This is a genomic window from Colwellia sp. NW0002-52-1 (assembly GCF_057550865.1).
Genome location: NZ_BAAJLU010000006.1, coordinates 13015 through 37765 on the forward strand (window position 1 = coordinate 13015; position 24751 = coordinate 37765).

17 protein-coding genes are annotated in these 24751 nt (G+C 37.9%); 10 read left to right on the plus strand and 7 right to left on the minus strand.

The genetic code is table 11. The annotated features are described in order from the left end of the window. The first annotated feature begins 84 nt into the window (after nt 1-84). The 5 genes from trxA (at nt 85) to AC27H3_RS07790 (ending at nt 8020) form a co-directional block, all read left to right on the plus strand. Nucleotides 85-411 (plus strand): thioredoxin TrxA, encoded by a 327-nt coding sequence (gene trxA / locus AC27H3_RS07770; protein WP_085300796.1) that lies wholly within the window; start codon nt 85-87, stop codon nt 409-411. Between the two features lie 189 nt (nt 412-600). Further along, nucleotides 601-1860: a transcription termination factor Rho gene (gene rho, locus AC27H3_RS07775; protein WP_085300797.1), complete on the plus strand. Its 1260-nt coding sequence runs from the start codon at nt 601-603 to the stop codon at nt 1858-1860. Nucleotides 1861-2049: 189 nt separating this feature from the next. Continuing rightward, on the plus strand, nt 2050-3552 hold the full coding sequence (gene ubiD, locus AC27H3_RS07780; protein ID WP_487105085.1) for a 4-hydroxy-3-polyprenylbenzoate decarboxylase: 1503 nt from the start codon (nt 2050-2052) through the stop codon (nt 3550-3552). 46 nt (nt 3553-3598) lie between these two features. Further along, entirely contained in the window at nt 3599-4294 is a 696-nt protein-coding gene (fre, locus tag AC27H3_RS07785; RefSeq protein WP_487105087.1) for an NAD(P)H-flavin reductase, read from the plus strand. Between the two features lie 252 nt (nt 4295-4546). Beyond that, nucleotides 4547-8020 carry a PAS domain-containing hybrid sensor histidine kinase/response regulator gene (locus AC27H3_RS07790; protein ID WP_487105089.1) on the plus strand — a complete coding sequence of 1158 codons (3474 nt, stop codon included), beginning with the start codon at nt 4547-4549 and terminating at the stop codon, nt 8018-8020. A gap of 35 nt (nt 8021-8055) precedes the next feature. Here AC27H3_RS07790 and AC27H3_RS07795 read toward each other — a convergent pair whose 3' ends face one another. Next, complete coding sequence (locus AC27H3_RS07795; RefSeq protein ID WP_487105091.1) at nt 8056-8718, minus strand: response regulator; 663 nt, start codon at nt 8716-8718, stop codon at nt 8056-8058. Nucleotides 8719-8920: 202 nt separating this feature from the next. On the opposite strand from AC27H3_RS07795, the gene AC27H3_RS07800 reads away from it, so the two are divergent. Together AC27H3_RS07800 and AC27H3_RS07805 are read left to right on the plus strand one after the other, a co-directional pair. Continuing rightward, nucleotides 8921-10231, plus strand: a complete 1311-nt coding sequence (locus AC27H3_RS07800) for a GntP family permease (RefSeq protein WP_487105093.1) — start codon at nt 8921-8923, stop codon at nt 10229-10231. 102 nt (nt 10232-10333) lie between these two features. Beyond that, nucleotides 10334-13045 (plus strand): TonB-dependent receptor plug domain-containing protein, encoded by a 2712-nt coding sequence (locus AC27H3_RS07805; RefSeq protein WP_487105095.1) that lies wholly within the window; start codon nt 10334-10336, stop codon nt 13043-13045. Between the two features lie 407 nt (nt 13046-13452). Here AC27H3_RS07805 and AC27H3_RS07810 read toward each other — a convergent pair whose 3' ends face one another. Together AC27H3_RS07810 and greB are read right to left on the minus strand one after the other, a co-directional pair. After that, nucleotides 13453-14037, minus strand: coding sequence for a YqaA family protein (locus AC27H3_RS07810; protein ID WP_487105097.1), 585 nt, complete (start codon nt 14035-14037; stop codon nt 13453-13455). 182 nt (nt 14038-14219) lie between these two features. After that, complete coding sequence (gene greB, locus AC27H3_RS07815) at nt 14220-14693, minus strand: transcription elongation factor GreB (RefSeq protein WP_487105099.1); 474 nt, start codon at nt 14691-14693, stop codon at nt 14220-14222. Nucleotides 14694-15036: 343 nt separating this feature from the next. Between greB and AC27H3_RS07820 the strand changes: the two genes are divergently transcribed. Then, the gene (locus tag AC27H3_RS07820) at nt 15037-15588 is read left to right on the plus strand and encodes a BON domain-containing protein (RefSeq protein ID WP_487105101.1); all 552 of its coding nucleotides are present in this window, start codon (nt 15037-15039) and stop codon (nt 15586-15588) included. Nucleotides 15589-15768: 180 nt separating this feature from the next. Next, nucleotides 15769-16755: a GGDEF domain-containing response regulator gene (locus tag AC27H3_RS07825; protein ID WP_487105103.1), complete on the plus strand. Its 987-nt coding sequence runs from the start codon at nt 15769-15771 to the stop codon at nt 16753-16755. Nucleotides 16756-17018: 263 nt separating this feature from the next. Here AC27H3_RS07825 and AC27H3_RS07830 read toward each other — a convergent pair whose 3' ends face one another. From AC27H3_RS07830 to AC27H3_RS07840, 3 genes are all read right to left on the minus strand, one after another. After that, nucleotides 17019-17462 carry an MgtC/SapB family protein gene (locus tag AC27H3_RS07830; protein ID WP_487105105.1) on the minus strand — a complete coding sequence of 148 codons (444 nt, stop codon included), beginning with the start codon at nt 17460-17462 and terminating at the stop codon, nt 17019-17021. A 159-nt stretch (nt 17463-17621) separates the two neighbouring features. Beyond that, nucleotides 17622-18251, minus strand: a complete 630-nt coding sequence (locus AC27H3_RS07835; protein ID WP_085300808.1) for a YiaD family glycine zipper/OmpA-like lipoprotein — start codon at nt 18249-18251, stop codon at nt 17622-17624. Nucleotides 18252-18579: 328 nt separating this feature from the next. Further along, complete coding sequence (locus AC27H3_RS07840) at nt 18580-21468, minus strand: M16 family metallopeptidase (protein ID WP_487105107.1); 2889 nt, start codon at nt 21466-21468, stop codon at nt 18580-18582. 156 nt (nt 21469-21624) lie between these two features. Here AC27H3_RS07840 and AC27H3_RS07845 point away from each other — a divergent pair, with 156 nt between their 5' ends. Further along, nucleotides 21625-22458: an SDR family NAD(P)-dependent oxidoreductase gene (locus AC27H3_RS07845; RefSeq protein ID WP_487105109.1), complete on the plus strand. Its 834-nt coding sequence runs from the start codon at nt 21625-21627 to the stop codon at nt 22456-22458. Between the two features lie 40 nt (nt 22459-22498). Here the strand turns inward: AC27H3_RS07845 and AC27H3_RS07850 are convergent, their stop codons facing one another. Beyond that, nucleotides 22499-24727: a CHASE2 domain-containing protein gene (locus tag AC27H3_RS07850; RefSeq protein ID WP_487105110.1), complete on the minus strand. Its 2229-nt coding sequence runs from the start codon at nt 24725-24727 to the stop codon at nt 22499-22501. Nucleotides 24728-24751 lie beyond the last annotated feature (24 nt).

Here is a 24751-nt window from a genome sequence, read left to right on the forward strand (position 1 = left end):
TTATATACGATTGATGGTAATTAATTTTGATGAAGGTATAATCTTAACCCATTGGCAATAGGCCACCTTTTTTTGGAGATATAAATGAGCGATAAAATTGTTCAGTTAACTGATGATAGTTTTGACACTGATGTAATCAATGCATCAGGCTTGGTTCTAGTTGATTTTTGGGCTGAGTGGTGTGGACCATGTAAAATGATCGCGCCATTGTTAAATGATGTAGCTGAAGAGTATGCTGGTAAAATAACCGTCGGCAAATTAAACATTGATCAAAACTCAAACACCCCACCTAAATATGGTATTCGTGGTATTCCTACCTTGTTACTATTTAAAGATGGTGCGGTTGCCGACACGAAAGTTGGCGCTTTATCAAAAACGCAATTAAAAGAGTTTATTGATAACAATTTATAAAAAAAGGTCCGATAATTCGGACCTTTTTATTATTTATTATAAGATCAATTAAGTGATCCTTTACTGGTTTGCTTTTTAATGCTAAATTTAACTTTCTAAAGAAAGAACATTTCAAAAAAACCATATTCAAACATCCTAAATTGCCAAACGGCACAGCATAAGAACCTAAATAGTTTAAGAACCCCCAATATGAATCTTAACGAACTTAAAGAAAAGTCGATTAGCCAACTGGTTAAACTCGCAGAATCAATGAAACTAGAGCATTTAGCTCGTAACCGCAAACAAGACATTATATTTGCTATATTAAAAGCCCATGCTAAAAGCGGGGAAGATATTTTTGGCAGCGGTGTTTTAGAAATTCTACAAGACGGCTTTGGATTTTTACGCTCTGCGGACTCTTCCTATTTAGCTGGACCTGATGATATATATGTATCACCAAGCCAAATACGTCGATTTAGTATGCGAACAGGCGATACCATTACAGGTAAAATTCGCCCACCAAAAGACGGCGAACGTTATTTTGCTCTCTTGAAAGTTAATGAAGTAAACTTCGACCGCCCTGAAAACTCTCGCAATAAAATCCTTTTTGAAAACCTTACACCCATTCATCCAACTGACCGTTTAACAATGGAACGTGGCAATGGCTCGACTGAAGATATCACCGCACGTGTATTAGATTTAGCATCGCCAATTGGTATGGGTCAACGTGGATTAATTGTTGCACCGCCGAAAGCCGGTAAAACATTATTACTACAAAACATTGCCCAAAGTATTGCCCATAACCACCCTGAAGCTGAGTTAATGGTGTTACTGATTGATGAGCGCCCTGAAGAAGTTACCGAAATGCAGCGCTTAGTTAAGGGTGAAGTCATTGCTTCTACTTTTGACGAACCAGCGAACCGCCATGTTCAAGTGGCTGAAATGGTTATTGAAAAAGCAAAACGTTTAGTTGAGCATAAAAAAGACGTGGTGATTTTACTTGATTCAATTACCCGCTTAGCACGAGCTTATAACACAGTAATTCCATCGTCAGGAAAAATATTAACCGGTGGTGTAGACGCTAACGCTTTACATCGTCCAAAACGCTTTTTCGGTGCCGCACGTAACATTGAAGAAGGCGGTAGCTTGACGATTATTGCTACAGCGCTTGTTGATACTGGCTCTAAAATGGATGAAGTTATCTACGAAGAGTTTAAAGGTACAGGTAATATGGAATTACACCTTTCACGCAAAATTGCTGAAAAACGTGTTTTCCCTGCTATTCACTTTAACCGCAGTGGTACGCGTCGTGAAGAGCTATTAACTAAGCCAGACGAGTTACAAAAAATGTGGATATTACGTAAGATCGTTCATGAAATGGGTGAAATTGACGCCATGGAATTCATGATTGATAAATTAGCGATGACTAAAACGAATGATGAGTTTTTTGATTCAATGAAACGCCAATAAGCCAGTTATTTATATTTGAAAAATGCCAGCAATTAGCTGGCATTTTTTATGTGCTTAATAAAATTTCGGCCAGTAAAAATGCGACTAGATACGTTAAATGAAAAATTATTCACTTGATACCGCTATCGATTAGGGAATTTAGGCTTTATACCGTTATAATGTAAGACAAATTTTTCATCAAATTCTAATATGAAATACAGTGATTTAAGAGACTTTATCTCTCAGTTAGAGAAATTAGGCCAACTCAAGCGTATTAGCCAGCCAATATCTACTGATTTAACCATGACAGAAATTAGTGACCGTACCTTGCGACAAGCCGGTCCAGCATTGTTATTTGAAAATCCCGTTGACGAAAATGGTCAGCCACACGCTATGCCGGTGTTAACCAATTTATTTGGTACTCCTGAGCGCGTAGCGTTGGCAATGGGTCAAGAAAATGTAAAAGCCTTGCGTGATGTTGGCACACTGTTAGCGGCATTAAAAGAACCTGAGCCTCCAAAAGGTTTTCGTGATGCATTAAGCAAAATACCTTTGTATAAACAAGTGTTGAATATGCCTGTTAAGGTGATTAAAAAGCCGTTATGCCAACAAGTAGTGCTTGAAGGTGATGCGGTTGATTTAACTCAACTGCCTATTCAAAAATGTTGGCCAGGTGATGTGGCTCCCTTAATCACCTGGGGTTTAACCGTTACAAAAGGTCCGCATAAATCACGACAAAATTTGGGTATTTATCGCAATCAATTATTAGGTCGCAATAAGGTCATCATGCGTTGGCTATCTCATCGTGGTGGCGCATTAGACTTTCAAGAATTTAAAAAAGCTTTTCCAGGTGAAAAGTATCCAGTAGCTGTTGCGTTAGGCGCAGATCCAGCGACCATTTTAGGTGCGGTTACGCCAGTGCCAGACACCCTTTCTGAATATGCTTTTGCGGGTTTATTACGCGGCAGTAAAACGGAAGTTGCCAAATGTATTAGTAACGAGCTAGAAGTGCCGGCAACAGCCGAGATTATTTTAGAAGGTTATATTGACCCCGATGAAATGGCACCAGAAGGGCCATATGGTGATCATACGGGTTACTATAATGAAGTTGACGATTTCCCGGTGATGACCGTTACCCATATTACCCACAGAAAAGACCCTGTTTATCACAGTACTTATACCGGACGTCCACCAGATGAGCCTGCTATTTTAGGTGTTGCACTTAATGAAGTCTTTGTGCCTATTTTGCAAAAGCAGTTTCCTGAAATTCAAGATTTTTACTTGCCACCAGAAGGTTGTTCTTATCGTTTAGCCGTTGTTACGATTAAAAAGCAATATGCTGGCCATGCTAAGCGTGTAATGATGGGGGTTTGGTCTTTTTTACGTCAATTTATGTACACAAAATTTGTTATAGTTTGCGACGATGATATTAATGCTCGTGATTGGCAAGACGTAATATGGGCAATGACGACGCGTATGGATCCAAGTCGCGACACAGTGTTAATTGAAAACACACCAATAGATTATTTAGATTTTGCTTCACCGGTTTCAGGCCTAGGTTCAAAAATGGGCTTAGATGCGACCAATAAATGGCCAGGTGAAACCAATCGTGAATGGGGCGAACCCATTGAAATGACCCAAGCAGTGAAAGACCAAGTGGATGATATTTGGGACGAACTTAATATCTCAAGCGGCACTGATAATTCAAATTAATAATGCTACTAATATAGTAAGCACGAAGTAATAAGGTACAGAATAAATGAAAGTGATCACATGTCAGGTAGTGTCGTTAACACCATTAACGGAGTTTGTTTATAAGGCTCTTTTAAAGCCAAGCATGCCTGTTGATTTCTCTGCCGGACAATATTTAAATTTTGTAATGAGTGACGAAGACAAACGCCCTTTTTCTATAGCTAGTGCCCCAGGCGCTGAGCTTATTGAATTACAAATTGGGGCTTCTGGTTTAGACAGTTATCCAATGCAAGTTATTGAACACATTAAAGCCAATACTGAAGTGACGATTGAAATGCCTTTTGGGAACGCACAGTTGCGTGAAGAAAGTGAGCGCCCACTATTGTTGATTGCCGGTGGAACAGGGTTTTCCTATATAAAATCTATGTTTGAATATTTGGCATTAAAACACTCACAACGTGAAGTTATTGTTTATTGGGGCTTACGTGATTCAAGTGCTTGTTACGAGTTAGATCAAACAGCTACTATTATTAATACACTGTCGAATGGTAAATTTATTCCCGTAATTGAAGCGCCAAATACCGATTGGCAAGGCCGCTCAGGTATGGTGCATAAAGCCGTAATGGAAGATGTTAAAAATTTAGCCGATTACGATATCTATTTAGCAGGTCGATTTGAAATGGTTGCGGCTGTAAGAGGTGATTTTGTTGAACAAGGCGCGCTAATAGAGCAGATGTATGCTGATGCTTTTGCTTTTATTTAAGATATAAAAGCTTTTCATGGATATTGAAAATTAAGGGTATTAAAAATTATATTTAATACCCTTACATCAGCTTTAATAACTTCTAACCTGCCCACTTTCTGTCCTGCAAGCATTACACCACTCACCGTAGTACTAAAGTACTAGCCATGTTGTCGCACTATTCATTTATAGTACGTCTTTACTGTTCTGTATAAATGTGAAGACTATAGAAAAATAGTCAGTTACACCTGAATTAATAGGGCATGAAATCACATGTTAAGTGTTGTTAATATTTCAATAATATCTTTAGCTTATTTATTGATTTTATTTGGCATTGCCTATTTTGGTGATAAGTTTATAGATAAAAAGAACCATCGCTTTAAACCCATTATTGTCGCACTTTGCTTACCGATATTTTTTACTGCTTGGAGCTTTTACGGAACCTCTGCACAGGCCGCAAATAATGGTTGGTTTATTCCCCCAACTACAATTGGTGCTATATTAAGTATTACTTTTGCTATTCCGGTTATTAAACGGCTAATCACTTTGGGAAAGCAACGTAGAAGCACTTCTATTGTTGGCTTTATCTCAGCGCAATATCAAAATTCTAAAACGGTTTCATTGTTGATCACAACAGTGGTTATTATTGGAACTTTGCCCTATCTTTCTCTGCAGTTAGAGGCTATTTCAACCAGTTTCGATGTTATATCTTCGCCATTTTTAGATGGTTTTCCATTAAACAACGCGCAAAAAAATGGCTTGTTTAGTTGGCAAGATACTACCGCTATTGTCACCATATTAATGGCAGTGTTTAGCATTGTTTTTGGTACTCGCCATGTTGACTTAACCGAACATCATAATGGTTTAATGTTAGCGGTTGCTTTCGAGTCTTTAGTTAAATTGATATCAGTGTGTGGCATTGGCTTGTTTGTGGCGTATCAGTTATTTAATAACCCTAGCGATGTGCTAATACAGGCGCTTAACAACGAAAATATTCAACAAGCACTTTCTGCAAAGCAGTCTAATGGTTACTTTACCGCAGTAATTTTAGGCATGGCTGCGATTGTATGCTTACCTTGGTTATTTCATTTGTTAGTTGTTGAAAGTAATGACCAAACAGATGCAGACACGGCGCAATGGTTCTTTCCTTCTTACGCGATTATATTTTCATTTTTTTTACTCTTAGTGATCGTTGTCGGAATGATCTACTTTCAGGCGAAGTTTGTGAATACCGAGATGTTTTTTTTGGCTATTCCATTAGCAGAAAAACAATCAAGTTTAGCTTTACTTGCATATCTAGGGGGCTTATCTGCAGCCACTAGCATGGTAATTGTTGCCACTATCACACTTTCTACCATGATTTGTAATGACATGATCATGCCCGTTCTTCTTCGCCATAAACGTTTTCATTTACAAACAACGGGAGTGGGAAGTTCGTTGCTTAAAATTAGGCGCTGTACGATTGTAGTTATCCTTTTAATGGCTTATATATTTTATCGTTTAGTGGGATCGTCGGGTAATCTTGGCGCTATGGGCTTAATCTCTATTACATTATTGGTGCAACTCTTCCCCATTCTGATCGGCGCTTTATATTGGCCTAAACGTCATAAATACGGTGTTATTGCTGGCGTTTTAACAGGGGCAATAATTTGGGCGTATACGCTATTAACACCAACATTAGTTGAAGCGGGTTGGTTCTCACATGACTTATTGCAAAATGGTTTGTTTGGCTTTTCTCAATTGCGCCCTGAAGCCTTATTCAATTTTACGACTCTAGACCCATTAACCCATGGTGTTTTATGGAGTTTAGGATTAAATACTTTCGTTTTTATTGTTGTTTCATTTTATTTTCAAAAGCATTCTTTACCTGATAATGAACAAACAAATATCGATGGTCTTTCTAACGCATCATTACTGCATTTAATTAGCCGATTTTTAGGAGAAGAACAAGCAAAGCTGGCGCTACTTCAGCATTGTAATCAGCATGGCAGTGGCTTTTGTCTTTCACACATGGCTCACGTTGAAACCGTGAAATTTGCCGAATCATTATTGGCCGGTATTATTGGTCCGTCTTCCGCGAAACATATTATTACTCTTGCTCCTCGCCATATTCCAGACGAAACAAATACAACTGAGCGATTGCTGCAAGAAGCTTCGAATGTTTTAAAATTTAGTCGAGAATTACTGCAAAGTAGTATCGATAATATGAGCCAAGGCATTACAGTAATAGATAATAACCAACGTTTGGTCGCTTGGAATAAACGTTGTATCGAGCTGTTTGAGTATCCTGAAAATTTATTTTATGTAGGAAATCCGATTGCTGAACTAGTACGTTTTAATGCACTACAGGAAAAATTGTCAGAGCAGCAGGTCGCAGAGCGTATTAGTGAGCAGCTAGAGAAATATACCAGTCAGCAATCGTATGTGTACAAAAGAATATCAGTTACTCAGCAAGTTATTGAGGTTCGGGTTGAGCCGATACCGAGTAAGGGCCATGTTATTACCTACACCGATATTACAAGTTATCAACTGATGGTTGACGCTTTAAAAGAATCTAATGAAACATTAGAGCAGCGAGTATCACAGCGTACAACACAATTAACTAACATTAATCATCGTTTAGGTGTCGCAAAGTCTCAAGCTGAAGCGGCTAATCAAAGTAAAACGCGATTTTTAGCGGCAGCGAGTCATGATTTAGCTCAGCCACTGAACGCAGCTCGGTTATTTGTTACTGCGCTGCAGCATATTGATTTACCACAAGACCCTTCGAGTTTAATTAATAATTTATCAGACTCTTTGCAAAATGCCGAAAGCTTAATCAGTGAGTTGTTTGATATTGCTAAAATTGATGCCGGTGTTGTTAAAACAACAATTAGTCATTTTCCTGTGAAGCAAGTATTTAATTTATTACAAAATGACTTTGGAGTATTAGCTCGTAAGAAAAATATCGATTTTCACGTGCAAGCCAGTGATCTTATTGTGCAAACTGATAGCAAATTGTTATTACGTATTTTACAAAATCTTCTGGCTAATGCGCTTCGATACACGAACAAAGGCAAAGTAATTATAGGGTGTAGGCGAACAAAAAATAGTGTAAAAATTGAGGTATGGGATACCGGTATTGGTATTTTAGAAAAAGACGCAAAAGATATTTTTACAGAATTTAAACGTATTGGGCATAGTGGAAACGATGAGGGTTCAGGACTTGGTCTTGCTACAGTTCATCGCCTGTGTTTATTGCTTAACTTACCGATAGAAGTTAATTCTATTTTTGGGAAAGGCTCAGGGTTTAAAATAACTGTGCCACGTGGGAGTACTGCCAAGATAGAAAAACCTCTACTAGATGTAAATTCGAAAAGTAATAAAAAACTGAGCTATTCCTCACTTAATATTTTGGCTATCGATAATGAAGAAAAAATTCTTAAGGGTATGAATTCCTTACTTGGGAAGTGGCATCATAATGTGATTACAGCAACAAGTTTAGCTGAAGCTAAAGCAAGTACATCCGCGAGTAATGCGCCGGATGTTATTTTGGCTGATTATCACTTAGAAAACGAATACTCAGGTATTGAGGTTGTACAAACACTATTTAAGTATTGGGGAAAAACTGTGCCGTGTATTGTTATTTCGGCAGATCAAACTGAACAAGTAAAAGCAGAAAGTAAAGGGCTAGGCTTTTTGTTTATGCAAAAACCCATTAAACCATTGGCGCTTCGTGCTGCACTTTCACGTATTTCGAGTAAATAAAATAGAGCAGATAAACATATATCCCCTAGATGCACTTAGCTATTACCGGTATTTAACAGGTTACCTAACACAATGAGGTTAGTACGTTTTCTAACATTAAATTTAACAAAAATATTACTCATATGCGTTTTTACGGTGTTTTCTGAAATACCCAGTTCATAAGCAATTTGCTTATTCAGTAGGCCTTCACAAACTAAGGTAAAAATGCGAAATTGATGCGGTGTTAAACTCGCCACTTTTTCAGCCACTTCGGCAATTTCTCGACCAATATTATCTTTTGGGTTTAAACTTGAGTTTGGAAACCAATATTCACCAGAGAGCAAGTGTTTTATTGATTGAGCTATTGCTTCAGGTGCTGCACTTTTGGAGAGAAAACCGCAAGCGCCAAGCTCGCGAGATAACTCAATAATGTCAGAGGCGTCATTCCCAGAGATCATAGCAATAGGCACTAACGGAAAACAGCCTCTTAAATTCGCCAGCCCCGATAAGCCATTGGTGCCCGGAAAATTAACATCGAGCAAGACTAAATCAAAATCATCATTGTGCTCTAAAACACTATACACCTCAGCAACACTTTGAGCTTCAGTAACCGATACTTTTTGATCTAATACCGTGACTAAATCTTCTATAGTGCGTTTAATTGCACCTCGAAATAGTGGATGATCATCAGCGATTATTATTTTTATATTGGTTGTCATTAAATCTAAATTACTCGTCAAAATATCGCTATAACATAACAGAAGCTACGATCAAACATCTAGCTAAATTCAATGAAAAATTAACCGCCACCCTAAAGTACTATATTTATATTTTGTCACTGTTCACATAATAAACGCCAGCAAAGTAAGTCCCTTCTCAGGGCACATTATTTTGTATCTATTTATGTGAACAGGAATTTTTATGATCAGTTTAATTGGCCTTATCGGTGCGTTAGCGCTGTTAATCTATCTCACCATACGTGGGATGAATTTATTAATTGCCGCACCTTTAACCGCTATTATCGTTGCATTAACCGGAGGATTATCACTTTTTCCTGTTGAGGAAACACTAACCAGTGCTAACTTCATTCAAAGTTACATGGCTGGTTTTTCTGGTTTTATTGCTTCCTGGTTTTTTATGTTTTTGTTGGGAGCGCTGTTTGGCAAGTTAATGGAAGACAGTGGTTCAGCAGACAGTATAGCGCAGTGGATTGTTAGTAAAACAGGGGTTAAAAATGCGAGTTTTGCCGTTATCGCAGTCTGTGCCATTTTAACCTATGGTGGTGTGAGTGTATTCGTGGTGGCTTTCTCGGCTTACTCCATCGCATTAAGCTTATTTAAACAAGCAAACTTACCTCGGCGTTTTATCCCTGCCGTGATGGCTTTTGGCTCAGTAACTTTTACCATGACATCAGCAGGTTCACCTGAAATTCAAAACTGGATCCCGATTAAGTACTTAGGGACTTCGCCCTATGCTGGCTGGGAAGTTAGTTTAGTCGTTGCAGTGTTGATGGCTGTATTCGGCTACTTCTGGTTACAACGTATGCTCAATAAAGCGATTGCCAATGGTGAAGTTTTTGAAGCTCGTGATAACGACCCCGTAATTTCGGCAAAAACTTTACCTCATCCTATTATTGCCGCTATCCCTATTTTAACCGTGCTTACTGTTACATTTCTAGGTCATCACGCTTTTGCGCAATTCGCTTTGGTGTTGGCTTTGCTTTCCGGTTGTATTGCAGCTTGGTTATTGAATGCACGTTTTTTTACCAATTTAAGTAATACCATAGGTGCAGGCACCGCAGGGTCACTTCTTGCTATTGGTAATACGGCTGCTGTGGTTGGATTTGGTGCTGTCGCTAAGGTTTCACCAGCATTTACCATCGCAGTTAATCATTTAACCGCTATTCCAGGTAACGAATTAATAGGAGCAGCGATTGCTGTGACCGTTATTGCTGCATTAACAGGCTCATCTTCTGGCGGTCAATCTATCGCTTTACCTGTTTTAGCACCTCACTACCTAGATGCTGGAGTTGATCCTGAAGCACTGCATCGCGTAATCGCTATTTCCTCCGGTGCGTTGGACTCGCTACCACACAATGGTTATGTCGTTACTACCATTCGTTCTATCTGTGGCGAAACTCATAAAGCAGCTTATGGACCCATGGCAGCATTAACCGTTGTAGTACCGGTAGTGGGGACTATTGTCGCGGTTATGCTTTTTTTAATTACCTAGAAATTAGTTAGTAATATCAAAGCAGTAAAAATAGAAAATCATAATAATTATAAATAAGCACAATAAAAATTTAACTATAACAACGCTATTTTAGGAGCACACATGAAAACAAGTATGAAGTTTAAACTCAGCCCTTTAGCCGTATTTGTAGGCTTGGCATTGAATTCATCATTGGCCTATTCAGCCGATGCAGAACAAGATGTAGCCACCGTAAAAAAAGATGATAAAACTGAAAAAATACAAGTATTAGGTAGCTACATAAAAGGGGCAGATACGATTACGGCTAATCCTGTATCTGTGGTAAATGCTGACGACATGAAGTATTCAGGTGCTGTTGACACTACCGATTTAGTTAATATTTTACCTATTAATAGCGGAGCCGAAAATCGTCCCGATACTTTTACTAGTTTTTATAATCAAGGCACCTCGAATGTAAACTTACGAGGTTTAGGGCTTTCTTCTACCTTAGTGCTGATTAATGGCAAGCGACAGGTATTAAGTGGCGCTAAAGCACAAGATGGTAGTGTGTTTGTTGATACATCATCAATTCCTGCTATTGCCCTTAAACGCGTTGAAGTTTTAAAAGAAGGGGCTGCAGCTTCATATGGCTCTGATGCTATTGCAGGTGTAGTTAACTTTGTCACTAACGACACTTTTGAAGGGGTAAAAATAGATGGCGCCTATCATACGATTGAAGGTTTTGACCAAAATGATAAAAATATAAGTATTCTTTCGGGCATGAAGTTATCTGATAACACCAATATTGTCTTTGCCGCTTCAATGTTAAGACGTAGTAATATGCAAGGTTGGGAGCGCCCTGATTTAGTTAAAAATGCTGCGAGTAGTTTAGGTACCGGGTTTAAATTAACTGGTGATTCTGTTGTTACCTCTGGCCCATGGGCTGGCACTTACGCTGAAGGAGAGCAAGTAGGTAACCCTAATTGTGCTGGCGTAAACGGTAATATTCTCGATCTTGATGGCGATGGCGATATTGACCGTTGTGGTTTTAAATATGGCTTACATTACAATATTGTAAACGAAGAAGAGCGTGAACAGTATTACACTAGCTTAACGCACTTTTTTGGTAACGATATTAAACTAAATGTGTCGGCATTCTACAGTGACTATCGCATTATCGATAACTTCTCAGTACCTTCGTTGCCTAATTTAAGCTTCCCAGTAGTATCGGCAGATAATTCGACCAACCCATTTGGTGTTGACGCTATAATTTTTGGTCGTCATAACCCAACCGTAGCCGATTTTAGTAAATCAAGAGCGGCACCTAGAGATAATAAAACCTTTAGATTAGAAACTAGCTTAAGTGGGTACCTAGACAATGGTTGGGAATGGATAACTTCACTGGCTTACAGTGGTAATACTTATAAAATTAGCCAACCAGAAATGTCACTTTCTCGTTTAGCGTTAGCTATGAATGGCCAAGGTGGCGTGTCTGGAGATATGACCTTTGATCATTTCAGTACTGACCTAAATCATGATCCCGCCTTATTAGATTGGCTAGAAACGGACTTTAAATCTGAGACAACAACTCGATTATTAGTCTGGGATGGGGTTATTAATGGTGAATTGTTTGAGTTGGACGGTGGAACGGTTTATGGTGCTTTCGGCGCTCAATACCGACGAGAGTCTTATCAAGTTAATCCAGCAGAAAATAGCACAATTCTTTATAATGCAGCTGGCAACCCACTACCCAATGACTTCACCTTTTTAGGTAGTGTAAATAACATTGATGAGTCTCGTTCAGCAGCGGCAATTTTTGCTGAAATTGAGCTGCCGATATCTGATGATATTACGGTAAATGCAGCCTTACGTTATGAAAATTTAGATACTGATAGTAGCTTAGATCCAAAAATTTCAGTGCTGTATAGCGCTACAGATAACTTATCCTTACGCGCTTCTGCAAGTACCTCGTTTCGTGAACCATCACTTTCGCAGTTTAATGCCGATGTAACCAATACGGTTAACTTAGTTGATTATCAATTAAATCCAGATGGCACACCCGTGCTTGATTCAAGTGGCAATAAAATCCCGAATGCCTCTTCGTTATTTATCCGCCAAACAACTACAGGTAATGCCGATTTAAAACCTGAAGAAGCAACAAACTATAATGTTGGCGCATTATGGAGTAGCGATGCTTTTCAAGTACGACTTGATTACTGGCGTATTGACTACAAAGACGTCATTACCATCGAGTCTGCTCAAGCGGTATTGGATCAAGACCCTAATGGTCCAACGATAGTACGTCAAGATCCTAATGACCCATCTAGTACACTAGCGGGTATTTCAACCGACTACTTTAATGCGGCAACTATTGACGCAAGTGGTATTGATATTGAAACAAGTTATAGGTTCGATCTTGATGGTAGTTCTTTAGAGCTTTCAGCAGGCTTTTCACGTTATTTAAGTTACGATGTACCTAATGCCGATGGCAGTACTTACGATGCTGTAGGTAAATTTAATTTTGGTAGTTTTGTACGTTCAATGCCTGAAGATAAAGGTAATATATCTGCACATTGGTTAATGGATAATCATAGTGTAATGGCACGAGTTGATTACGTATCAAGCTATATAAATAACCGTCAAGGCGATACCATTGACGCTTTTACCCCAGTTGAATTGCAATATCGTTTTGTTACGGCTATTCAAGAGGGTGAAGCGGCATTTAGTGTTGGTGTTCAGAACTTATTTGATCGCGCGGCGCCTGTTGTAGCAGATGGCGCTAACTTTAGTTACGACCCTAAACACCACGATCCACGCGGACGCATATTTTATGCAAAAGCAAGCTACACGTTTTAATTCCATAGACGTTTAGTTTTAGTGCTAGCTATTTTTATATTGCGGTAAATATAGCTAGCAAATTACGCTAAAAATTCCTCTTCCTCATTTGAGTTATCAAGACTATATAACTTGGTTAATGCAGTTTAGTCGGACTACTACTCACTATTGGCAATAATTTTTATTAGTTAACCTGAACTCTGGATAATGAGTGCTTGAAACTCAAGTGAACCAAAAGCTTAGGTAATAAAGTAAATGCTATAGCCAGGTGAACATCACGAATAGACATCATCAATGCTTCATTTTATGCCATTTTTAAGGCAAAACGTTTATGAATAGCGCGCTATTTATCGACGTTTTAACGCAGAAAATGGCTTAAAAGGGAGCATTGAGCAAGTGCTGCTTATCCAGAGTTCAGGTTAGTTAGACTAAACCAATGTACTCACCCACCAAGCGCTTAATACTATCAAGGTTAAAGCTAAGATGGCCTTAGTTTTATGCTTTTTGATAATGCGCTCAGCCTGATTACCCGCGTAATACACAATAAGTGCTAAGCCAAAATAGCGAATAGAGCGTGCAATTACCGAGGCGATTAAAAATAAGGTGAGTGAATATTTTGTTGCACCAGCGGCCAACATGGCTATTTGAAAAGGGATAGGTACTATGCCTAAGGTAATAACAAACCAAAATCCTTGTTCATGCATTTTTTGCTTAACTACTTCAAATTGTTCTGAATTTGAGAATGTCGAGATAACCCATTCACCCACAATATCAAATAAATAATAGCCAAGCGCATAACCAAATAATGCGCCAATAAGGCAACCTAAAGTTGCCATTAGAGCAATAAGCCATATTTTTTCACGGCGTGCTTGCATTAAAGGTATTAATACCGCTTCTAAAGGAATAGGGACTATGGTTGACTCTAAAAATGATGCCAGCGTAATGCTTCTCAACATTTTTTTAGAGTCGATAAATTGTCGTGTTTTTTGTTTAAGTTTTTCTTGGATAGACATAAAACGTCCTTTTACGGCACAAATAAATGGCGCTTATAGCCATATCTTTCTTAATTCATAGGCAAAAATCAACCATATTAGTTAAGATGAAATTACACTACTTATACCAATTGAAGTAAATAATCGATCATTTTAAGGCGGATTAAATCGTCAATAACTTATTACATTTTGTATTAAACATATTATTTTTCATATTCAATGGCATTTACATACCAAATTTTTTCACCGGCAGGAGTTTTTACCACAACTTCGTCGTCGACTTCTTTTTTTAAACATGCGCGTGAAATAGGCGAATCTATTGACGAGTAGTCATTACGGCCATAGATCTCTTCTGGTCCAACAATGCGAAATTTTAATCTTTCATTGTCATCATTTTCTAAATTTACCCAAGCGCCAAAAAAAACTTTGCCCTCTTGTTGTGGACCATAATCAACAATTTTTAGCTCTTCAAGTATTTTACGAAGATAACGTACGCGGCGATCAATTTCACGCAAGCGCTTCTTGTTATATTGATAATCAGCGTTCTCGCTCCTGTCGCCTAAACTGGCAGCCCATGAAACTTTTCGGGTGGTTTCTGGACGCTCTTCTCGCCACAGTTTATTTAACTCTTGCTGAAGTAACTCATAGCCTGGTCGAGTAATTAATTTGGTTTTCATAAGTTTGCTTTTTGTCTTCAATAATTGAGGCAATAACTGTGATACTTTGCAAAAAAATAAGCAAAACAATCACTCATCAAGCTGTGGTTTATATTATAACGCGGTAGTTGTATATTTTAATCATTAAAATGAGCGGATAATTTATCAATTTGAGATTAATACTTTCTTATTTTTACTCACCTATGTATTTTTTACAATTCCATCTGTAAATAAAGCGTAATTCTCTATCAATAACGTCCACAGTCAAGTAGAGAAAATAACAAATATCTCTTATAATCAGTAGCTTAAGTTATTGGCATGGTTATGGCTTTAGTCTTGTTGTTTTAACTAAAAGGAGAATAATATGAAAAACTCAATTCGTTCATTGGTTGCGTTAACATTATTAACAGTTGGTTCATCAGCTGCGTATGCAGAGAATACATGGAAAGATACCTCAAAAGATGCGTGGTTAGATGGTAAAGCAGAAAGTACTTTATTATTTAATACAAACCTAAATTCTTTTGACATTAATACTGATGTGAAAAATGGTGTAGTTATTCTTACGGGTAAAGTTGAAAGCGGTGTTGATAAAGCGTTAGCTGAAGAGTTGGTTGCCAGTCTGGAGGGGGTGAACTCAGTCGATAACCAGTTAACAGTAATCGATAATGAACCTACTAAAGACAACAAAATGCTGATGGCATTAACAGATTCAAAAATTGAGACAGTGGTTAAAACAAAGCTATTATTTGAATCAGAAGTCAGCGGAACGGCTATCGAAGTAGAAGTTGAAGAAGGCGTGGTTACATTATCAGGCGAAGTGGACTCAGATGCAGCAAAACAACTCGCTGTTGCTATCACTAAAAACACAACTGATGTTAAATCGGTGGTTGATCAATTGGAAATAGTTAAGCATTAGTATTCTACAATAGTTCGATCGAGCGCACGCCACAGGCGTGCGTTTAACTTTCGCGCTTTTCAAAATTTGACCATGTGTTCATCATAATTGATTGCTGTTGTGATTTGGTGTTGCTGAGTTTTGATTTTTTATAATTTCAACATTGCTTTTGTATTATCGAAAGCTAATTTGGAGGGCTACATGGCTTCAGCACCAACCTCTCAAAATAATATCTCCGCAAATGTGCCAAATTTAAGTCACAGTAAGTTAGCGAAAAAAAGTAATACTAAGCTAACTCTCCTATTGGTGAACGAGTTTGAAAAAAAATTAACACATTGGCGCAAGGTTTTTGGCAGACACTTTCATATACAAACAGCACAAGACGGTTTAACGGCGTTACAGGCTATTTTAAAAGGCAATATTGACATCGTACTTGCATCGACTCAATTAGCTAAAATGGCAAGCGCAGATGTTTGTAAGTTTGTGAAACAGCATAAATCGACAGAGCATATTCAAATGATTTTTATTAGTGATCATTACAGCGAAATAGAAGAAGAGAAAATGCTAGCTTTAGGGGCTATTGATTATATTGCCTCTGATACTTTGCCTAAAATTTTATTCAGTCGTGTAAAAAATCACATTAAATTAGTTAAGCACACTAAAGAGCTTGAGCTAGTTTCAAAGACAGATGCTTTAACCGGCATCGCAAATAGATATTGCTTTGATAGCCAATTAGTTATTGATTGGCAAGCGGTTATGCGAGGATCCGGTGAAATCTCGCTTATTATGGTCGATATTGACCACTTTAAATATTACAACGATGAGTTTGGTCATGTAAAAGGTGATGAATGCTTATCGCTAGTTGCCCAGTGCTTAGCTGAAAAAATAAAGCGCACTACCGATCTTGTTGCCAGATTTGGTGGCGAGGAGTTTGTTATTTTACTTCCATTCACTGATTTAGCAGGCGCTAAAAAAATAGCCAATGGTTTAGTTAAATCGGTTAATGAGCTAAATATTAAGCATGCTTCCAACGCTAAGCACCATAACATTACGATAAGTGCAGGAGTTACAAGTTGCTCACCCACTTTTATAGATGAAACAAGTTCAAAGGTTAAAGCGTTTATTAACCAGGCCGACGTGAGTTTGTATAAAGCAAAAACTTACGGTCGTAATCAAGTTTGCAGTTAATGAGATTTTTAAGGGGAAAAATATTGCAAAATTACAAGAAAGTTTTTGATCAACTATTTAAAAAAAGCCATCGGCCGCGAGCGAAAAATCCCTATGTTCAGTCTGGTCAATGTTATTGTTGGTACAATCAGCAAAACACTAAAAATTCCACATCAAATAGCGGCGAATAGTGTAACGGTCATTACACGGTTATTTTTACTAATATGCAATAACCGTGGTGTTTTTTGGCTTTATTTACAGCGCAGAAAGCATTAAATTCAACATTAATCTTTAGGCACTTCTTCTTTCACTCTACCGATAACTTTAAGCGTTGCAAAGGTCATAATACTTAGCGCTATTGCAATTTCTATACGCTCTAAACCAACAGCAATACCAATGGCTCCGGTTGACCAAATTGCTGCCGCTGTTGATGTTCCACTAACTTGTGATGAGTCTTTTAAAATTGCACCCCCACCGATAAAACCAATGCCAGTGACAATACCAGCAATTACTTTAGATTGAGCATCTTGGTCGTTAAAAATAGACATGGCAAGAATAGTGAAAGTACAAGCTGCCATTGATACTAAAGGAAAGGTTCTTAACCCAGCTGATCTACTACTTTTCTCTCTTTCCCATGCGGTCATAATGGGTAATATTAATGCGATAAATAACTGTATTAGATTTTTCATGACTTCATCTATATTAATATTGAGGTTAAATAAATCCATAAATTCTAGTGTCCTTATATTGGAAAAGCTTGTTCGAGCATTCACACCGTACAATTTTTATAAGTTATATTACTGAATAACTGAAAATAGTCCAAAAAAATACCACTAATGTTAGTGGTATTTATAGTGAATATTCCGCAGAGAAAATTTTGCAGTAAATTAAGCTTGGTTTGGAATAATTTGAATTTCTACTCGGCGATTTAATGCGCGGCCATTGGCACTGCTATTGTCGGCAACCGCACGAGTTTCGCCGTAACCAACGGTTTGTAAACGACTCGCAATAATATCTTGATTGGTTAAATACTGTTTTACACTGCCTGCGCGTTGCTCAGATAAGTTTTGATTAAAATCTGCCGCACCCTGGCTATCGGTATGGCCTTCGATACTGAGTAAAGTTTTTTCATATTTATTTAACACGCGAGCGATATCGTCTAGTGTGCTGTAAAACCCAGATGTTATATAAGCTTGGCCTGTAGCAAAGGTAATGTTAGCTGGCATAATTAAGCGTAAGTTATCACCTTCTCTTACGACTTCAATGCCTGAGCCTGACAATTCGTCACGAAACTCTTGTTCTTGTTTATCCATGTAATCACCAATCGCTACACCTGCAAGCGCACCAATAGCGGCACCCCAAACAGCACGCTTATTTTTATGATTACTGGTTGATTTACCGATAACCGCACCCGTAATGGCGCCAATTGCAGCTCCTTTTTCTTTATTAGTACTCGCACAGCCACTGAAGGCTAACGACACAACAACTAAACTGATAATGGATTTTTTACACTGCATAAATTGACCTTTAAAAATATAAATTGAATAACTTGTTTTCATCATACCAAAGAAAAATGAATGGTTAATGAACGAGAAAGTCGATTGTAACAATTAAATACGAGGAATTAACCTTTAAAGATCAATTTGTCTTCTAACCTTAAGTTATTACAGGTATTTCTCTGTAGGTTAAAATTTTTTATATGCTCAAAGTAGCTGGCTTTGTGGTTAAGGTTCTGGTTTTTAGGTTGTTTCTATAGATAAATTCCTATGGAGAAACAAAAACACCACGACAGGCGTGGTGCTTTTAATGATAGTTAATTTTCTAATTTAATCGTGTCAGTTAAGGTTATTCAAAAACTGTATCAACAGCTAAAACTTTAACGTTTTTACTCGGCAGTTTTAGCTTGTAGTTTTCAATAACTTTATCAGTTGCTATTAGCGCTGCGGGCTTATCAGAATTATATTCTAACGATGATACTTGCTCAGACAGTAAGCGTTGTTTCATATCTTCGCCGTCAGCGGAAATAAACACATAGTGAATATTATCGGTTTGCAAATTAGCTTTAATTACACGATTTACATCAGCTAACGAAAGTTTTGCAAATTGTTCACGTACGTATTTTACAAACTCATCGGTTTGATAAAACTCGCTATCAAGCGCATAACCTAATTGCTGATCTTGGCTAGCAACTAGCTGCGGCGCATAGTTGGTTAAATAATTACGCGTTGCTTGAAAGTCTTTTTCACTCATGCCATTTTCAATTAACTTATCTAATTCATATAAAGCGGCTCGGGTAGCAAAATGCGCATCGTTATTTGTACGTAAAGGGCGTAACCAAACTTGGAAAATTTGGCTTGAACGACCTAAGTTAGCATCAGGTTTGGTTTGAAACATACCTCGAGGGAAATATTCAATATAAGCGTAATCGCCGTAGTTCATGCCACGTGCTTGGCGAATTTGTTGATAAAGATAACTATTCGAGCTTCTGTGTTCGCCAAAATAAGAGCGTACTAACCATAAAGCGGCCCAATCTTTGTTATTACGAATAGTATCGATTGGAAAGCCGAAAGAAACTGCCGTTGATTGGGCACTTTTTTCAACAATTGTTGCATGATGACCTTTTAACAATGGAGCTTTGGCAATGTTTAGACGTTTTTCTTTACCAGCAGGTAAGCGTGCAAGGTCAGCGAACATTTTTTTCTTTAAGTCATTTGAAAGTGCACCAGTTATACCCAGATGCAATTTTGCTTGCGTGAGTTGAGCTTGGTAAAAAGCTTTCACATCGTCTAATGTAATCGTATCTAAATCAGACAAATCACCGCTATTATAATGCTCATACGCATGATCCTTATAAAGTTCACTGTATAAAACTTCTTTACCTAACTCTTCATCGTTAGAGGCTTTAAGCCCTGATTTAATGCTATCAATTAATTCTTTTTTCAGGCGTTTAAAGTCGTCTTCTCGCCAGCCTGGGTTTAATAATTGATCACTAATTAGTTGATACCAAGATTCAGCATTGTCTTTATGTACTCTGCCGGTAAACGACATCATTTCTTTATCAAGTTGTGATGAAAACTCGCCAGCTAAAGGGTATAAACCTTGTTGAATGTCTTGGTAACTGCGTGTTTGAGAACCACCTTGGGTTAACATACGTGCCATCAATGCAGCTACCCCTTTTTTACCCGCAGGATCAGCTGCGGCACCAGTATAAAACAGAAAGTTCACATCGATTAACGGTGAGTCATTGGTTTTGTCTAATACCGTAAATTGCGCTTTTTGGGGCTGAGAGCTTTTCACTTTGAAGTTTGCTACCGCTGTGTTTAAGGCAACTTCTTGATCAAACCCTGCTACTTTATCTAAAGCAGATAAGGTCACGGTTGTGCGGTTTTCATCAATAAAGTATTTGTTAGCAATACGCTTTATATCATCTGCAGAAATATTATCGAAACTATTATAAAGGTAGTTGATAGTTTCAGGATCTCGGTCAAAATGCATGTAGCTAGCTAATGTTGATGCAATTGCCTCTGAAGAATCTAAACTATTGACAAAGCTATATTTTAAGTTTGATTTTAAGTTATCAAGCTTTTCGGCAGAAACTAATTCAGTGCGTGCTTTTGCATAAGTTTGGTTGATAGCATCTCGCACTGTGGCTAAATCTTTTTCTTGATTCACTTTAATAAATACATGGCGTAAGCCAGCATCTTTAGTTTCAGGGTTATAGTTAAACATTTGGCTTGCAAGTTGTTTATCAACAACTAACTCTTGATAAAGTGCTGAGTTATTTGAAAAATATAATTCAGAAATTAAATCTAATGCCGCACGATCTTTCTTCTTAGGTTGCCAATCAGCGCCTTTATAAGACACCAGTAACCAATGGCCCGGTAAACCTTCAAACTTCTCATGTACGTATTTTGGTGCTAGTTGCTTTGGCTCTGGAGCAATATTGTTAACAAAGTCGCCTTTTTGCCAATTACCCCAATGTTTTTCTACCATTGCCATGGTTGCTGTTGGCTCGACATCACCCACAATAACTAAAGATACATATTCGGGTTTATAAAATTGTTGAAAGAATTTCTCACCATAAGCTGACTGCTCAGGCATAGCTTCAACATCTTCAAAAAATCCCATGGTGGTATGTTTATAAGTATGAGTATCGAAGGCTTCTTTGCGCACAGCAGCAAGTAATTTTCGAATAGGGCTGGCGTTATTTTTTAAATATTCACCTTTTACCGTTAAGGCTTCAGTTTTAAATTGTGCTTCTGTGTAACTTAGATTCTGGAAATGATCCGCTTGAATCTCTAATACTTTGTCTAGGTGATCTTTTGAAAAATCTAAATGATAGTTGGTGTAATCGTTGGTGGTATAAGCACCGTTATCAACACCAGCGTTTTTGAATAAATCTGCATATACCGCTTGTGGATATTTTTTTGAGCCTTTGAACATCATGTGTTCAAAAAAATGCGCGAAACCAGTGCGGCCTTTTTCGTCTTCATCGCGAGCACCTACGGAAACAGGTATTTGTACAGAAACTAGATCAGGATAATCAGTTTTAACAATAAGTACACGTAAGCCATTTTCAAGCTCTTTAAAAACATAATTTTGGCTGAATACTTTGTTGCTATTACTTTCAATGGCAGCACTTTGCGGTGTTGAATTTTGATGAGTTTGCGTTGCTATACACGCAGAGAGAGTGAAGCTGGCGACAATAACTGCCGCTAAATATTTTATTTTCATTATCGAGCCCTTTGTTGTTATGCTGCTATTTTATGAAATTATTGATGTTTTTTCACTATGTTAACACTTTATTTACAATGATGTTTTGTAACAAGCCACATACGTGCTTAGTTAAAGCTGGCAAAGTACTTTAGTGAATCAAAGAGAGCAAATACGATGAAAGATGATTTTAAGAATAAAACGGTGATTATTACTGGCGCTTCGGCTGGCGTTGGTGCAGCAACTGCACGAACTTTTGCTCAACTAGGTGCTAATTTAGTGTTAGTTGCTCGAGGGCAAACGGCCTTAGATGTTATCACAGAAGAACTTGCTGAAATAACATCGGTCATCAATATTGCTATGGACATTAATGATGCAAGCGCAAATGAAAATTTACTCATTAAAGCGGCTCAAACTTTTGGTTCTGTTGATGTGTTAATTAATAATGCAGGTTTACACCAACGTGGAGATGTCACCTTAAATCAAGCGAGTGATTTGGCTAAAATGGTCGATGTAAATCTACGCGCGCCCATTCAATTGTCTTGCTTGATATTACCGTATTTAAAACAGGCTGGTGGAGGGGCAATCGTTAATGTTGGGTCGCTTGCAGGTAGAACGCCACTGCAAGGTGCAGCAACTTATGCGGCAACAAAAGCAGGTTTACGTGCCTTTACCTATTCATTAGCGGATGAATTACAAAATACGGGGATTTATGTTGGCGTGGTATCACCAGGACCTATTGATACCGGGTTTATTATGTCGGAAATTGATCAAGTTGAAGATATTGTATTTTCGCAACCCATGAGCACCGCTCAACAAGTCGCTGATGCCATAGTGAGTGTGGCGCGAGGTGAGAAAACTGAAATATCGTTACCAAAAATTAGCGGATGGCTAACAACCATATCGTATTTATTTCCAACACTTCGCAAAGCCTTAAGGCCCGCACTTTATCGCAAAGGTGGTAAAATGAAAACGCAATATAAAAAACGTAACTTAGATTCACCCAATTAAGTGGTAGAAATGAGCAAGTGCTGCTTATCCAGAGTTCAGGTTATTTAGTTTGATGGCTATAAACGCCATGCCAATTTTTATCTGGTGGCGATAGCTTATAGTTTTTAATACGTTGCAAATATAATTGATATAAAACGTTGTTTGTTTCGCTTTGTTTTTGATTTGCGAGCGTATTGAGAATACCTGCAGCGTCATCCCATTTTTGCTGACAATAATACTCATAAGCGAAATGAAACTGGCGAATTTCTTCGATTAACTCATCACTCACTGAACCAATAAAGTTAACCACCTCATATATGGTTACCGCTTCATTTTTGCCCTTTACTTTAACTTGGTCTAATTTGCGATAAATAAAATTTGGTGCAGCCTGTTTAGTAAATTCAGTAACGATTAATGCCACACCATATTGCTTAGTCAGCCCTTCTACCCGAGCAGCTAAGTTTACCGCATCGCCTAAAACGGTGTAGGCCATGCGATATTCTGAGCCCATATTGCCAACGCTCATTTCACCAGTATTTAAACCAATGCCAATATTAACTGCTGGCCATCCTCGCTCTGAGAAACTCGATTGAAGCTGTTTAACTTTTTCTAACATGTTAAGTGCCGCGCTAACACCATGCTCTGCATGATTACTGTCGGGAAGTGGCGCTCCCCAAAAAGACATGATGCAATCGCCAATATATTTATCTATAGTTCCTCTTTCGTCATATATAACCTTGGTTAACGGCGTAAGAAATAAATTTAATAATTCGCTAAGCTCTTTAGGTGACAGGCTTTCAGAAATTGCAGTAAAACCCCGTATATCGGCAAATAATACCGTTAACTCTCTAGATTGTCCTTCTTGGCTAATCCACTCTGGTTTATTAACCATTTCATCAACCAACCCTGGAGGGACATATTGCCCAAACAGCTTTTTTACCGTATTTTTAGTATTGTTTTCTACAGCAAAGCCCCATGACATATGCACCACAAATATCATCAGTATTAATAGCAAGGGTGGTGCAAGAAAAATAACAATGCCTTGCTGCCATATTAAAAAGTTTAAAATAAGGTAAAGCGTGATCAGTGCTGAAGTAAAAAGCATGGTCTTAATGGGTGATAAATAATTGCAAACCACCATCATTAGCAAACCTAAAATAATAATAATAGTGAGCTCAACACCTAGTGTATAACTTGGTTGATAAGGTATGCGTTGATCGAGTATACCGCTAATAATATTGGCGTGTACTTCAACACCCGGCAGTGCTGTGTCTACAGGCGTTGCTCTTATATCTTGCAACCCAGGTGCTGACGTACCTAAAATAATAATGCGATTTTTAAGGGCGTCTATTGCAATGCGCTTGTTTAAAATGTTTTTGACAGAAATGTAAGGAAAGCTACCTGCTCTACCTCGATAAGGCACAGTAACTGAGCCGGTTTTATCTACTGGAATAATAAAGCTGCCCAGTTGAACTTGCTCAATTGCCAGGTAATTGCCTGTTTCTGCGATGTTAAAATAGTAATTTTGATCGCCAATAGCTTTTCTGGTGATAGCTAAAGCTAAAGAAGGGTGAAAGCCATTTTGATAAAGTTGAAACAGCGGTACTTTGCGATATAAACCATCTTCAGAAATATTAGGGTTATCAAAAAAACCGACACTGTCAGTTGCTTGATGAATAATGTCTATATTGCCTGTGTAACCCTGTGGCTTTGCTATTAAGGTTTTTTCTGCAAGTGTTTGTTCTATGGTGGAGATTGGTTTTTTTAGGTGGTTAATTTCATCAGTATTGTTTTGATCAAACACCATACCTAATACGATATTGCGACCTTTTATCGCTTCTGAAAATATGTGGTCATAAGCCAATTTTTGTTTGAATTTTTCGCTTGCAGCGAGGTACTGACTATCGTTAATTTTTAGTGAATCAAGTTGCTCAAGCACTTTCAAACCACTTACATCATCAGGCTCAGAAAACACAACATCAAAGCCAAGCACTTTAATGTGATAATGGTCGAATAGTGTGTCAATTAATTCAGCTAAAACAGCTCTATTCCATGGCCAACGGCCTACTTCTTGAATACTGTCTTCATCGATATCGGCAATAACTACCCGATCATCAATTCCTTTTGGCATGGTGAGCTTTAAACGCACGTCAGAAGTGAACATTTCTAAGGTATTTAAAATAGGCACTTCTATAAATGGTGTCGTACTAATAAAAATATATAAAATGATAATAAAATTTAATATGTTCTTTTTAGAGCGCTGAAATATCATTTTATTGTTATCAACCATGAGTTACTGAAATAATAAAGTGCT